Origin of the sequence: Halanaerobium hydrogeniformans (assembly GCF_000166415.1) — a bacterium.
Classification (GTDB): domain Bacteria; phylum Bacillota; class Halanaerobiia; order Halanaerobiales; family Halanaerobiaceae; genus Halanaerobium; species Halanaerobium hydrogeniformans.
Genome location: NC_014654.1, coordinates 1,298,138 through 1,311,288, shown reverse-complemented (window position 1 = coordinate 1,311,288; position 13,151 = coordinate 1,298,138). Strand labels below are relative to the sequence as shown.

The 13,151-nt window shown below is 32.4% G+C and carries 13 protein-coding genes; 2 read left to right on the top strand and 11 right to left on the bottom strand.

Annotated features, from left to right (window positions below; all coding sequences use genetic code 11):
• The first annotated feature begins 114 nt into the window (after nt 1–114).
• On the top strand, nt 115–789 hold the full coding sequence (locus HALSA_RS05865) for a hypothetical protein (RefSeq protein ID WP_013405676.1): 675 nt from the start codon (nt 115–117) through the stop codon (nt 787–789).
• 20 nt (nt 790–809) lie between these two features.
• The gene (locus HALSA_RS05860) at nt 810–1,178 is read left to right on the top strand and encodes a GerW family sporulation protein (protein WP_013405675.1); all 369 of its coding nucleotides are present in this window, start codon (nt 810–812) and stop codon (nt 1,176–1,178) included.
• A gap of 118 nt (nt 1,179–1,296) precedes the next feature.
• Here HALSA_RS05860 and HALSA_RS05855 read toward each other — a convergent pair whose 3' ends face one another.
• From HALSA_RS05855 to ribE, 11 genes are all read right to left on the bottom strand, one after another.
• Nucleotides 1,297–2,253, bottom strand: a complete 957-nt coding sequence (locus HALSA_RS05855) for an aldo/keto reductase (RefSeq protein ID WP_013405674.1) — start codon at nt 2,251–2,253, stop codon at nt 1,297–1,299.
• Nucleotides 2,254–2,283: 30 nt separating this feature from the next.
• Nucleotides 2,284–3,819 carry a phosphohexomutase domain-containing protein gene (locus tag HALSA_RS05850; protein ID WP_013405673.1) on the bottom strand — a complete coding sequence of 512 codons (1,536 nt, stop codon included), beginning with the start codon at nt 3,817–3,819 and terminating at the stop codon, nt 2,284–2,286.
• Between the two features lie 240 nt (nt 3,820–4,059).
• Entirely contained in the window at nt 4,060–5,373 is a 1,314-nt protein-coding gene (locus tag HALSA_RS05845; protein WP_013405672.1) for a Na+/H+ antiporter family protein, read from the bottom strand.
• A gap of 202 nt (nt 5,374–5,575) precedes the next feature.
• Nucleotides 5,576–6,778 (bottom strand): peptide-methionine (R)-S-oxide reductase MsrB, encoded by a 1,203-nt coding sequence (gene msrB / locus HALSA_RS13235; RefSeq protein ID WP_013405671.1) that lies wholly within the window; start codon nt 6,776–6,778, stop codon nt 5,576–5,578.
• 98 nt (nt 6,779–6,876) lie between these two features.
• Nucleotides 6,877–7,131, bottom strand: a complete 255-nt coding sequence (locus HALSA_RS05835; protein ID WP_274377481.1) for a GNAT family N-acetyltransferase — start codon at nt 7,129–7,131, stop codon at nt 6,877–6,879.
• Nucleotides 7,132–7,203: 72 nt separating this feature from the next.
• Nucleotides 7,204–7,506: a hypothetical protein gene (locus tag HALSA_RS05830; RefSeq protein ID WP_041595798.1), complete on the bottom strand. Its 303-nt coding sequence runs from the start codon at nt 7,504–7,506 to the stop codon at nt 7,204–7,206.
• 18 nt (nt 7,507–7,524) lie between these two features.
• A complete protein-coding gene (locus tag HALSA_RS05825; RefSeq protein WP_013405670.1) occupies nt 7,525–8,964 on the bottom strand; it encodes an NAD(P)/FAD-dependent oxidoreductase in 1,440 nt (479 codons plus the stop codon).
• Between the two features lie 44 nt (nt 8,965–9,008).
• The gene (gene glpK, locus HALSA_RS05820) at nt 9,009–10,511 is read right to left on the bottom strand and encodes a glycerol kinase GlpK (RefSeq protein WP_013405669.1); all 1,503 of its coding nucleotides are present in this window, start codon (nt 10,509–10,511) and stop codon (nt 9,009–9,011) included.
• Between the two features lie 230 nt (nt 10,512–10,741).
• On the bottom strand, nt 10,742–11,209 hold the full coding sequence (ribH, locus tag HALSA_RS05815; protein ID WP_013405668.1) for a 6,7-dimethyl-8-ribityllumazine synthase: 468 nt from the start codon (nt 11,207–11,209) through the stop codon (nt 10,742–10,744).
• A 41-nt stretch (nt 11,210–11,250) separates the two neighbouring features.
• A complete protein-coding gene (locus HALSA_RS05810; RefSeq protein WP_013405667.1) occupies nt 11,251–12,447 on the bottom strand; it encodes a bifunctional 3,4-dihydroxy-2-butanone-4-phosphate synthase/GTP cyclohydrolase II in 1,197 nt (398 codons plus the stop codon).
• A gap of 38 nt (nt 12,448–12,485) precedes the next feature.
• The gene (gene ribE, locus HALSA_RS05805; protein WP_013405666.1) at nt 12,486–13,136 is read right to left on the bottom strand and encodes a riboflavin synthase; all 651 of its coding nucleotides are present in this window, start codon (nt 13,134–13,136) and stop codon (nt 12,486–12,488) included.
• Between the last annotated feature and the right edge of the window lie 15 nt (nt 13,137–13,151).

Genomic DNA, 13,151 nt, shown 5'->3' with positions numbered 1-13,151 from the left:
ATATGATCAATTACTATTATATCGAATGTTGCACCTGATGTCTATTAAATGAAAATATTAATATACAAATTTGATAATTTTTTGTATAATATAACTAATAGAGGGGTGGATAAATTGCTACAATTTATATTTATATTATTTGCTTTAATATTATTTTTTCTCATAACCCTATTATTAATTCCATATGATTATAAAATTAATTTAGCTTATGCTGATGATCTAAAATACTTAATGTTAATAAAATTTGCCTTTATTTCTTTTAAAATCAAAGGAAAGTTATTAAGTACTGAGCTGACCATAAGTTTTTTTGATTACAATATTAATTTAGCTGAAATTCCTTTTTTAAAGAATAAAGATTTAAGCACCCTCTCTAAACCAAAAAAAAGTAAGGGCTCTGATAAAAAAAAGGTTAAATCATTTAAAAATAAAATCAACTTTAAAGAATTTTCTTTAATAATTAATCAGGAAAATTTTAGCCATATTTTTAAATTTTTAATTAGGTTATTTGATTATTTCAAAGATACTTTAATAAAAATAAAACTCAACTTTTCACTCTCTGACCCCTATTATCTTGGTTTATTTTTTGCTTATTATTATAATTTTAAAAAAATATTTAAGAAAGGAGTGTTAGAAACAAATATTTGCTGGCAGGAAACTAAATTAAAAGCTGATTTAGAATTGACAGGTAATGTTATTGTAATTAGACTGCTCTGGATTTTAATCTCATTTCTTTTTTCAATGAAAACCTTAAGACTTTTAAAACAATTTTACAAAATAGCAAAAAACTAAAAAATGGAAGGTGAATTGATATGGAGACAACCCAAAAAGTACTACAATCAATGTATGATAAGCTGGATAATTTTTTGAAAACAGAAACAGTAATTGGTGAACCAATAGTTGTAGACAATATAAAATTAATTCCAATCATAACTGCTTCTTTTGGTTTAGGTGGCGGTATTGGAGAAGAAAATAATGAAAGTGGGGGTGGAGGTGGTTTAGGCTGCAAAATCTCCCCAGATGCAATATTAGTCATTAAAGATAATCAAGTTGAGATGATGCCTGTAAATACTCGTGGTTCTCTAGATAAGCTTATTGAAAAAGTACCAGAACTTTTGGAAAAAATAAATTCCTGCCGAGAAAAGAAAAAGCAAGAAAGTGATATAGAAAACGAAGAGTAATTTAGCAAAAGCTATCAGCAAAAATCCACCTAATTAAAATTAAAAGCTAAAAATAATTAAGCGGACAAGAAAGGCAAAACCATTTTTTGTCCGCTTTTTTCAGTATAATAGTTCATATTTACAATTCAAGTTTAGAAATTATTTGATCAGATTTTTCTGTTAATAACTCCATTTCTTTTTCACTTAAGTTAAACTCTGCTGCTCCAGCATTTTCTGCAGCCTGTTTTTTGTTTTTAGCTCCAACCAAAGCAGTTGTGATCCCGGCTCTATTTATAGCCCAGTTAATTGCAACCTGAGCTGGAGTTTTTCTATTTGCTGCTGCAATTTCTTCAATAACTTTAATCAGCTTTTGTACTAGACCCCAGTTCTCTTTTTTAAAAAAAGGATAAAATGAATCTCGATTTTCTTTATCAGAACTAAAGTCAGGTCTTTTTTTGTATTTACCGCTTAAAATTCCACCACCCAGGGTTCCATAACTTATGGCTGCTAATTGATGCTCAATTAAATAGGGTATTATTTTAGCTTCAATATCTCTTTTTAAAAGCGAATACTGAGGCTGCAAACTAATAATGTCTGCTAATTCTCTAATTTTATCCAGTAAATTAATATCAAAATTGCAGACAGCTAAATACTTAAATTTACCCTCATTTTTTAATTTCTTTAGTTCTTCAATACTTTCTTCAAGTGGTGTATCAGGATCAGGCCAGTGGATTTGATAAATATCGATTTCTTCAACCTCAAGCCTATCTAAAGAAAGCTCAAGATCTTTTCTTATCCTGGCAGGACTTAAATCTCTAATATATTTTGAACCATCTCTATAAGTTCCACATTTACTTGCAATTATCACTTGATCTTTAATGCCTTTTATTGCTTTTCCAACTATCTTTTCTGCATGTCCATCTCCATAAGCTGGAGCAGTATCAATTAAATTAATTCCAGAAAACACTGCTGTTTTAATAGCCTGAATAGATTTTTGATCATCAACCCTACCAAATGTATCATTTCCGTATGCCCAGGTACCCAGGCCAACTGCAGATACCTTGAGATCAGTTCCAGCAATTTCTCTATACTGCATATTAATTCCTCCTAATAATCTCTTTTGAAATTATCTTAAATTTTCAAGCTTAACTTTTTCATAATTACTTAAAAATTTTCTTAATTGTTCTTTAATATACTCCAGTTTAGAATTATCATCACATTCTACATTTAAAACTAATACCGGGTCATGTAAAGACATTCTCAATAAAAACCAGTCTTTATTACCACAATTTACCCTAATACCCTGATAATTTTTAGGAGCAAGCTCCCAATTATCAATAACTTTTATATAATTTTTTAAGTTATCAATTATATCCTGTCCATATTGATGAAAATCTTCCAATTCAATTTGCATTCTATATTCTTTTTTAATTTCTGCTTCTTCTAAATCAGAAATTAATTCTCCTATATTATTAATTCCCTCAGCTTTTAAATTAGCCATTTTAATTAAAACTTTAGCAACCATATAAGCACCATCATCTAAAAAATAATTTTCTTTAAATGCTGCATGGCCTGAGGTTTCTATAGCAAGTGGAACCGTTTGGCCTTCTTCTTCCAATCTTTTGGCTTCATTAATTACATTTTTATAGCCTCTTTTAAAACGGTGATGAATACCACCCAGTTTATTTTCTATAAATTTATTTAAACCAACTGAAGTTACAGAATCGGTAACTATAGTTGTTCCCGGATAATCTTCTAAAACAATTTTTGCTGCTAAAGCAATCAACTTATTTCTATTAATTGCCTGTCCATCACCATCAACAACTGCTGCTCGATCCACATCTGTGTCAAAAATAATGCCAAGGTCAGCATCATTTTCAACTACAGCTTTTTTGATAGACTTAATTGCCTCTTTATCTTCTGGATTTGGGGGATGGTTAGGAAAATAACCATCAGCTTCTAAAAATTGACTTCCATCAATATCAGCACCAAGATCCTTTAATATTTGATCAGCAAAAAAGCCTCCTGCTCCATTACCAGCATCAACAATAATTTTTGAGCCGGCTAAAGGTTTATCTTTATCAATATCTTTATTTAACTCATTTCTAATTATAGCTTTTAAATGACTACAGTAATCAGAAATCAAATTAATTTTATTAGCTTTTATTTCCTTTAACTGCTCTTTTTTATAGTTTTCTAAAATATCTGTTTCATTTTGAGCAGCAAAGCTCAATATATTTTTGACATCTTCTTTTTCCAGTCCACCCTCTCGACTAAAGAATTTAAATCCATTTTTATCAAAGGGAAGATGACTGGCTGTAATCATGATTGCTCCATCATATTGATGACCTTCTAAAACAGTTGCCATAAACATTGCTGGAGTAGAAGCCAAACCAGCATCAAAGACCCTGGCATCATAATGAGACAGACCTTTAAACAGAGCATCTTTTAGCCTCTGGGCAGACACCCTAGAATCATGTCCAACTGCAATTGTAAGATTCTTAACTTCTTTATTTTTTTTATCAGCAAGCCAGGTGCAGAAACTAATTCCTATTCCATAAACTACTTGATCGGTTAATTCGATCTGAGAATCCTTACTTCCTACTGCTTTACCTCTAATATCTGTACCACTTAATAATTTTGACCAATTAATTTTTGACAAATTTATCACTCCAATTTTTATTAAATTTGTTTGAAATTTACTAAAACTATTAGATAGATAATTATTTTTATAACAAACCTTCACTTATTATTATAAATCATTGTTATTTCATCTTCAATCATATTTGTGATTTTAATAATTTTTCACGGAAATCAAAAATCGCCTCCCAGATAGAATTTTAATTCATAATTCTGGCAGGCGACAAATAAATCTTATATTAAATTCATGCTTTAATAATAATTAAAATACAAGTGCTGCTATTATACCAAAGATCATAATTGGAATGTTAAAATGTATAAAAGTTGGCACACAGGTATCCCAGATATGATCATGTTGCCCATCAATATCCAGTCCTGCTGAAGGGCCTAAGGTGCTATCAGAAGCCGGTGAACCAGCATCACCTAAAGCTGCTGCTGTACCAATTAAAGCTATTGTCGCTAAAGGACTAAAACCGGTAGCTGTTGCCAGTGGTACATAGATTACTGCTAAGATAGGAATAGTCCCAAAAGAAGTTCCAATCCCCATTGTAACTATTAAACCAACGAAAACCATAATAAAGGCTGAAACAAAAGAACTGCCTCCCATTAAAGCAGAAGCATTTTCTACTAAAACTGCAACCTGACCGGTTTCCCTGATAACTTCACCATAACCGGATGCAACTAACATTACAAAGGCAATAAAGCCCATCATTCCTATTCCCTCATTTACAAGCTCATCGATATCTTTCCATTGGATTGCTCTAAAAACTAACATTATTGTTAAAGCAACTATAGCACCCAATGGCAAAGAGTCTGTTAAAAGCTGAATGGCTAAAGCTGCAACTGCCCCGACTAAAGCTACAAAATGTCTTGAATTAAATTCTTCAGTTTCCTGCTTACCATTTATTTTATCTGCAAGATCCAACTCTTCCAGTGATTTATATTCTCTACCACTTTTATAAGTAAAGAAAACTGCCAGGATAAGACCAACTACCATTCCCAGGGCTGGAACCCACATTACACTTGTAATCATAGAATTCGTTACTTCCATGCCATTTTCAATCATCTGGTCTCTAATTATATTATGAAAGATCAATCCAAAACCAACTGGTAAAGCAAGATATGGTGCTTTCAAACCAAAGGTAAGAGCTACTGCAACAGCTCTTCTGTCAATTTTAAGTTTATTCATAACACCAATTAAAGGTGGTATCAAAATTGGAATAAAAGCTATATGTACCGGAATTAAATTCTGAGATAAAGAAGCAACAAAAGCAATAATTAAAATTAAAACAGTTCCTTTCCCCTTCATCCATCTGGCCATATTTTTTGCTAATAATGCAGCCAATCCTGTTTTATGAATGGATGCAGCTAAAGCTCCTAATAAAATATAGCTTAGAGCAGTTTCTGCATTCCCTCCCATTCCATTAACCAGAGTTGACATTGTTTCTCCAATTGAAAGACCGGAAAGTGTTCCACCTACTATAGCCGCCATGATTAAAGCTAAAATTACATTTAATTTTAATAATGATAACACTGTCATAACAATTACTGAGATTACTACTGGGTTAGTTAACAAAATAAATCCTCCTTTTTTTCTATTTATTTGAGCAATTCTGCTCAGACTTATTAAGTATCCTAATTTTAACATAGATTAGATACTTTAATCAATTAAATTATTAAATTCTTTTTGGTATTTTTTTTAGTGCAAATTCTCGCTTTAAATAAAGATAAAAAAGTCCTCAGCATTAACAAAACTGCCAAGGACCTGATCTGCAATTTTACTCAAATAATTCTTTAAACTCAGAATAACCTTCTTCAGTCAGGTTTTCAACTGGTATAAACCTTAAAGCAGCTGAATTAATACAGTACCTTAAACCAGTTGGTTGAGGACCATCATTAAATACATGCCCTAAATGTGAGTCAGCGTTTTTACTTCTAACCTCTATTCTTTTCATCCAAAATGAGTTATCCTCTTTTTCGACTATATTTTCATCCACCAGTGGTTTAGTGAAACTGGGCCAGCCTGAACCTGACTCAAATTTATCCTTAGAAGAAAATAGTGGTTCACCAGAAACTATATCAACATATATACCAGGTTCTTTATTATCCCAGTACTTATTATTGAAAGCAGGTTCAGTAGCATCAAGCTGAGTTACTTTATACTGCAGATCAGTTAAACGTTCCCTTAATTCTGCATCACTTTCTGCTTCATTTATTTCTACACTATCAGCAGCCTGGGTTGCACAAAAACTTGTACATTCGGCTGGATCAATATCATTTAATTCCAGGAGTTCTTCCTGTAGTTGCTCAGAAAGTCCAAGCTCGCCAATGTTTTTAATAATGTTGTCTTTTAAACCATTACCACTTATATACCCATTGGCTTTTGTGACAGCAGGTGAATTAATAAATTCTTCCATTGACATCTTAGTTAAATAATGATTTTTAAATTTCGAACTCTGCTGTAATCTAAATTTCTGATGATAATCTTCAGCTAAATAAAATTCATCTAATTTTTTTATATTCGTTTTAATCTCAGCAGATCTTTCAGCATTAAGCTCTGCTTTAACTTCAAGTGCCATATTTTTTTGTACTTCATTGTGAAATAATATTAATGAAGCATATTGTTTGGAATAAGATCTCTGAAATGGATTATGACTCTTAAAAAATATTTCTAGCAATTCTCTATATGAAATAACTTCAGGATCATAATCAATTTCTATCGTTTCAGTATGATCACCAATTGCTTTATAGCTCGGATTCTCAGTAGTTCCTCCTGCATAACCAACCCTTGTCCTCACAACACCTTCTAAAGCACCAAAAGAAGCATCTGGACCCCAAAAACAGCCTAAAGCAAAGGTTGCAGTTTCTGTTTCAATATTTCTCATTTTTTGATCAAAAGAAATCTGGCTTTCTGCCTGAACTGTATTAATCGTACTAAGAACTAATAAAAATGTTAATAAAAGTATAATTATATTACTCATATTTTTCCTCCTTATCTCTAAACAGTATGACAAATCTAATCATTTTTTTAATTTTAACAATTATCATTACTGTTTAAAAGTAAGTATTATACTTTTATTTAAAGATTGTTTTCTCTAAACATATGATAAATGTTTAAATCACCTACTTTTTTGACCTCTATAGTTTTATAGCCGAAATATTGATAAAGTTCTTCATTTTCTTTCTCACCTGTAATTAAATAAACTCCTTTATATTTTCCACTTTCTTCAGAAATTTTATGAACCTTATTTAACAATTGAGTGCCAATGCTCTGATTTTGACAGGCAGGATCTACTGCCAGCATATCAAGGGTAATATAGTTATCAGGAAGAATGTCAGGCTTTTTAGATGCTTTATGTACTTTATATGCCCTGATGAAATTTAAACTCTTTAAAACTGCTGCAAATCAAACAATATCTTTAGTTAAAATATGTTTAAATAGTTGAGCATCAGAAAGTTCATACTCTTTAGCAAGTATAGCACTCCCAACAATTTTCTTTTCTTTTTTAGCAGCCAGAATCTGATTTCCTTTTGCTAAATATAACTCACCTATTAAAATGTTGAGACGACAAAATACTTCTTTACTGTTCTTTTTAGAGAAATCAAAAATATAACTACTAATTCCTTCATTTACAAAAGCATTGCTAAAAACAGTAAAAACCTCTTTTAAATCATCTTTTCCTGCATTTAATATTTTTATATTATACATGGCTATCATCCTCAATTATTAAATTTTACTTCTGGAAATAACTTTACTTCCCTTTTCTTTTTTGAGAATTTCACTTACAGGAATATTTAATTCTCTGGCAAGTATTTTTAAAATCCTTGGCTTACAAAAACCACCCTGGCATCTTCCCGCTCCCGGGCGTACTCTTCTTTTAATTCCATCCAAAGTTGTAGCTCCCAGTGGTCTATTAATAGCTGCAATTATTTCTGCTTCAGGTACTTCTTCACATCTGCAGATCAGCTGGCCATATTTACTGTTTTCTTTTTTTAATTCTTCTTTTTCTGACCAGGATAATTCACTAAATTTTCTTATGCCTTCTCGATTGGGGTTAAAATCAGGATCAGCAATTAGTTTAACACCTTCTTCATTAAGCAAATCTACAACATATTTAGCTACAGATGGTGAAGAGGTTAAACCGGTCGATCTAATACCTGATAAGCCAATAAATCCCTTTAAATCATAGCTCTCAATGTGATAGCCCTCTGGAGTCCTGGTTGGCCTTAAACCGGCATATTGCTTAATTGAATCCCTGGCACTTACTTTAGGAACTCTTTTTTGCACATCTTCGATAATGCTTTCTAAACCCTCCCTTGTTGTTGATTTATCTTTTTTATCTTCAATATCTTCAGCAGTTGGTCCCAATAATAGATTACCATGAATAGTGGGAGTAATCAGCTTGCCTTTCGTTAATTTAGTTGGTACTGGTAAAATAATGTGGTCTAACTCATATGAAACATTTTTATCGAGAATAAAGAATTCCCCTTTTCGAGGATGTTCTTTAAAATCACATAAATTTACCATTTCAGCTATTTGATCACAGTATACTCCAGCTGCATTGACAATATAATCACAATTTATTTCTCCTTTGTTTGTCACCACACTTTTTACTCTATTATCTGCTGTTTTAATATCAGTTACTTTAGTAGATAAGCTAACATCTACTCCATTTGTATAAGCATTTTCTGCATAAGCTATATTTAAAATAAATGGATCAATAATGCTTTCCCTAGGGATATAAATACCACCCTTTACATCATCACTTAGATCTTTTTCTCTACGTTTTATTTCTTCTCCAGTTAAATATTCAATATCATATACTCCATTTTGATATGATTTTTTCATTATCTGAGGTAATGCTTTTAGTTCTTCTTCTGTTACAGCTGCTAAAATGGCCCCTACTTTTTTAAAAGGAACATCTAACTCATCACAAAGCTGATCATACATCGGATTGGCCCCTACAACTAACTTCGATTCTAAAGTACCAGGTTTAGCATCATAACCCGTATGGATTATAGCACTATTAGAAGTAGTTGCTTCTCCACCGATTTCCACATTTTTTTCTAAGAGTAAAACATCTAATTTATATCTTGATAGTTCTCTGGCAATTGCACTACCAATTGCACCAGCACCAATTATTACAATATCATAGTGCTCTTTCATCTTAATCCTCTCCTTATTTATATATTAAAAATTAAGTGAAATGATTATTCTCCTTTAGCCCAGTCTCTTGAGCGTTTAACAGCTTCTTTCCAGCGGCCGGTTAAAAATTCTCTTTTTTTGCTGCTCATTTGTGGTTCATAGCGTTTTGCTAATTTCCATTTTTTCGAGATTTCATCTAAATTATTAAAAATACCTATTCCCAAACCTGCTAAATATGCTGCACCTAAAGCAGTTGTCTCTGTTATTGCAGGTACATCAACCGGTATATTTAAAATATCTGCCTGAAACTGCATTAAAAATTCGTTAACTACCGCACCTCCATCAACTCTCATTACATCGATATCCATCCCTGAATCTTTTTTCATTACTTTAAGATTATCATTTACCTGATAAGCTATACTTTCTAAAGTTGCTCTAACTATATGTTCTCTTTCAGTCCCACCAGTAATTCCAATTAAAGTACCTCTTGCATATTGATCCCAGTATGGTGCTGCCAGACCAGAAAAAGCAGGCACAAAAAATACCCCGCCAGTATCTTCAACTGATTTTGCCATTGACTCAGATTGAGCAGCATTATCAATAATTTTTAAACCATCTCTCAACCACTGAACAGCTCCACCTGTAATATATACTCCTCCATCAAGAGCGAAACTCAATTTATCATTTAATCCCCAGGCTACAGTTGTTAATAATCCATTTTCTGAATTAACAATTTTATCACCGGTATTCATCAGCATAAAACAACCTGTACCATAAGTTGTTTTAACAGTACCAGCCTCAAAACAGGTCTGACCAAATAATGCAGCCTGTTGATCTACAGCACTTCCTGCTATAGGTAGTTTAAGTCCTAAAAAACACACAGGATCTGTTTCTGCATATACCTCACTGCTATTTCTTAATTCAGGCAGCATCTGCTTTGGTATATCTAAAATATCTAAAATCTCCTGATCCCATTTTTTACTGTGAATATTTAAAAGCATTGTTCGAGAGGCAGTAGAATAATCAGTCATATGTAATCTACCATTAGTCATATTCCAGATCAGCCAGGTATCAGTTGTCCCGGCCAGTAGTTCTCCTTTTTCGGATTTTTCACGAGCTCCATTTACATTATCTAAAATCCATTTTATCTTCAAAGCAGAAAAGTAAGAATCAACTACTACACCTGTTTTTTCTTTGATTAATTTCCCATGGCTGGCTTTCAATTTATCTGCCATTTTAGAAGTACGTCTATCCTGCCAGACAATGGCATTATAAATAGCCTTACCTGTATTTTTGTCCCAAACAATTACAGTTTCACCCTGGTTATCAAGCCCCAGAGCCTTGATATCTTTTTTATTAATTTTAGCATTTTTAATCGCCTGAACCATTGATTGTTTTGTTTTTTCCCAGATCTCTGCTGGATCATGTTCCACCCAGCCTGGTTTTGGATAATATTGTTGATGTTCATAATATCCCTGAGAATATATTTCCCAATCATCATTTAAAATCAAAGTCCTCGTTCCAGAAGTCCCCTGGTCAATACCTACAACATATTTTTTCTTTTTCATTTTATACCTCCTCACAAATTAACTTATTACAAAAAATTATACTTTTTATTAAAATAAAGAATATTTTGAAAAATTATAACTTAAAACATCAGCACTAAATATTTTATAGTACTATTTTCTCTATTAAAGATAATTTCAAAACTTCCTGCTTTTTTAGTTAATAATTAATCGAGTAGGAGGGAAACAATTAACCCGAGCAAAACTGCTCGGGTTCCTTGATTAAAGACAATTTACTCTATTTCTTTAAAAAGATTAACCATTTCAATTAAAGAAACAGCTGCATCATAACCTTTATTGCCAGATTTAGTCCCTGCTCTTGAAATAGCCTGTTCAATAGTATCGGTGGTTAAAACACCAAAAATAACCGGTATTTCAAGGTCTAAGCCAACATTTGCTATACCTTTAGAAACCTCTGCAGATACATAATCAAAGTGAGGAGTTTCACCTCTGATGACTGCTCCAAGTGCGATTACACCATCATATTTTTCAGAAGAAGCCATTTTTTTTGCGGTTAAAGGCATTTCAAAAGAACCTGGTACCCAGGCAATCTCAATATCTTCTTCAGCCACATTGTGCCTTTTTAAAGCATCTAAGGCTCCTTCAAGTAATTTGCCGGAAATAAATTCATTAAACCGACCTACGACAATACCAACTTTAATTCCATCACCGATTAACTTACCTTCATATGTTTTATGCATTATAATTCTCCTTTTTAAAAAGTATTTATTTTAGTAAAATTTTATTCTTCAAAATCTAAAAGATGTCCCATCTTATCTTTTTTAACTTTTAAATAAAATTCGTTATCTTTATTTGGGTTAATCTCAAGTGGTATTCTTTCAGTAACTTCAAGGCCATAACCCTCTAAACCAACGATTTTGGTTGGATTATTTGTCAGTAAGCGCAGGGTTGATAAACCAAGTTCTGCAAGAATCTGAGCTCCAATACCATAATCTCTCATATCAACTTCAAATCCTAAGGCAACATTAGCTTCTACAGTATCCATACCCTCATCCTGCAGATGATATGCTTTAATCTTATTTGCCAGTCCAATACCTCTACCTTCCTGACGCATATAAAGAACAACTCCTTCTCCTTCATTTTCTATTAACTGTAATGCAGCAGCCAGCTGTTCACCACAATCACAGCGTTTAGAAGCAAATATATCACCTGTAATACATTGAGAGTGAACCCTAACCAAAACATTTTCTTTACCTTTAACATCACCTTTAATAATTGCAATGTGTTCTTTGTTATCAACATCTGTTGTATAAATTTTAATTTTAAAATCACCAAATTCAGTTGGTAGTTCTGCTTTTGCAGCCTCTTTTATTAGTTTATCTTCTTTTTTTCTATATTGTATTAAATCTTCAATTGAGATTAATTTCAAATCGTGTTTTTGAGCAAATTTTTCCAGATAGGGCATTCTAGCCATCTCACCATCTTCTTTGATAATTTCACAGATAACACCTGCTGGTTTCAGACCGGCTAATTTAGCAAGGTCTACTGCAGCTTCTGTATGGCCGGCTCTTCTCAATACCCCACCTTTTTTAGCACCAAGTGGAAATACATGGCCTGGGCGCATAAAATCAGACGGTTCAGAGTCTTCAGCAACCATTTTCAAGATGGTATAAGCTCTTTCTTGAGCAGAAATACCAGTAGTTACATCAACATGATCAATTGAAACTGTAAAAGCTGTTGAATGAGTTTCTGTATTTTTATCAACCATCATCGGTAGATCAAGCCTTTCGATGATCTCTTCTTCTACAGGTGTACAAACAAGCCCTCTGCCCTCTTTAATCATAAAGTTTATAGTTTCCTTAGTAGCTTTTTCTGCTGCCATGAGAAGATCCCCCTCATTTTCACGATCTTCATCATCAACGACAACAACCATTTTCCCTGCTTTTATATCAGCTATCGCATCTTCAATTTTATCCATCTTTATCTCCCTTTCAAAATAATTTTTAAATTAAATTTTTAAATAAAACCATTTTCAGCTAAAAATTCTTTAGAGATTTTACTTTTTGCATTTTTGCTCTGTTCTCTATTCAACATTTTATAAATATATTTACCCAGCATATCTGTTTCTATATTAACTTTATCTCCTACAGAAAGATCAGCTAAATTAGTTTCTGACCAGGTTTCTGGGATCAAAGAAATGGTCAAAAGATTATCCTCAATTTCCATCACGGTTAAACTAACACCATTAATCGCAGCTGAACCCTTTTTAACTATATATTTTTCTACTTCAGCCGTAACTTCCATTGTAATTATCTTTGCATTTTTCTCTGTTACAACTTTTTTTATTTCAGCAGTATCATCGATATGCCCGGTTACAAAGTGGCCACCTATAAAACTATTTGGCTGTAGGGCCTGCTCTAAATTAACCTTATCACCACCGGCAAGTTGAACAAGATTTGTAGCTTTTAAAGTTTCTAACATTACATCAGCTCTAAAATAATTATCAGAAAAATCAACTACAGTTAAACAGACACCATTCACTGCAATACTATCTCCAGTTTTAACATTTTTCAGCACAGTTTCTGCAGCAATTTCCAGCTGATATTTATTATCACCTTTGTTTCTACGAATAAATTCTCCTTTTTCCTGTATAATTCCAGTAAACAATTAAGCTCACCTCCA

Excerpts from the sequence above, each read along its gene's own strand:
- ribH (WP_013405668.1), bottom strand. The coding sequence starts at position 11,209 with ATGCATAAAACATATGAAGGTAAGTTAATCGGTGATGGAATTAAAGTT.
- HALSA_RS05830 (WP_041595798.1), bottom strand. The coding sequence starts at position 7,506 with ATGTATAATATAAAAATATTAAATGCAGGAAAAGATGATTTAAAAGAG.
- HALSA_RS05855 (WP_013405674.1), bottom strand. The coding sequence starts at position 2,253 with ATGCAGTATAGAGAAATTGCTGGAACTGATCTCAAGGTATCTGCAGTT.
- glpK (WP_013405669.1), bottom strand. The coding sequence starts at position 10,511 with ATGAAAAAGAAAAAATATGTTGTAGGTATTGACCAGGGGACTTCTGGA.
- HALSA_RS05810 (WP_013405667.1), bottom strand. The coding sequence starts at position 12,447 with ATGGATAAAATTGAAGATGCGATAGCTGATATAAAAGCAGGGAAAATG.
- msrB (WP_013405671.1), bottom strand. The coding sequence starts at position 6,778 with ATGAGTAATATAATTATACTTTTATTAACATTTTTATTAGTTCTTAGT.
- HALSA_RS05825 (WP_013405670.1), bottom strand. The coding sequence starts at position 8,964 with ATGAAAGAGCACTATGATATTGTAATAATTGGTGCTGGTGCAATTGGT.
- HALSA_RS05860 (WP_013405675.1), top strand. The coding sequence starts at position 810 with ATGGAGACAACCCAAAAAGTACTACAATCAATGTATGATAAGCTGGAT.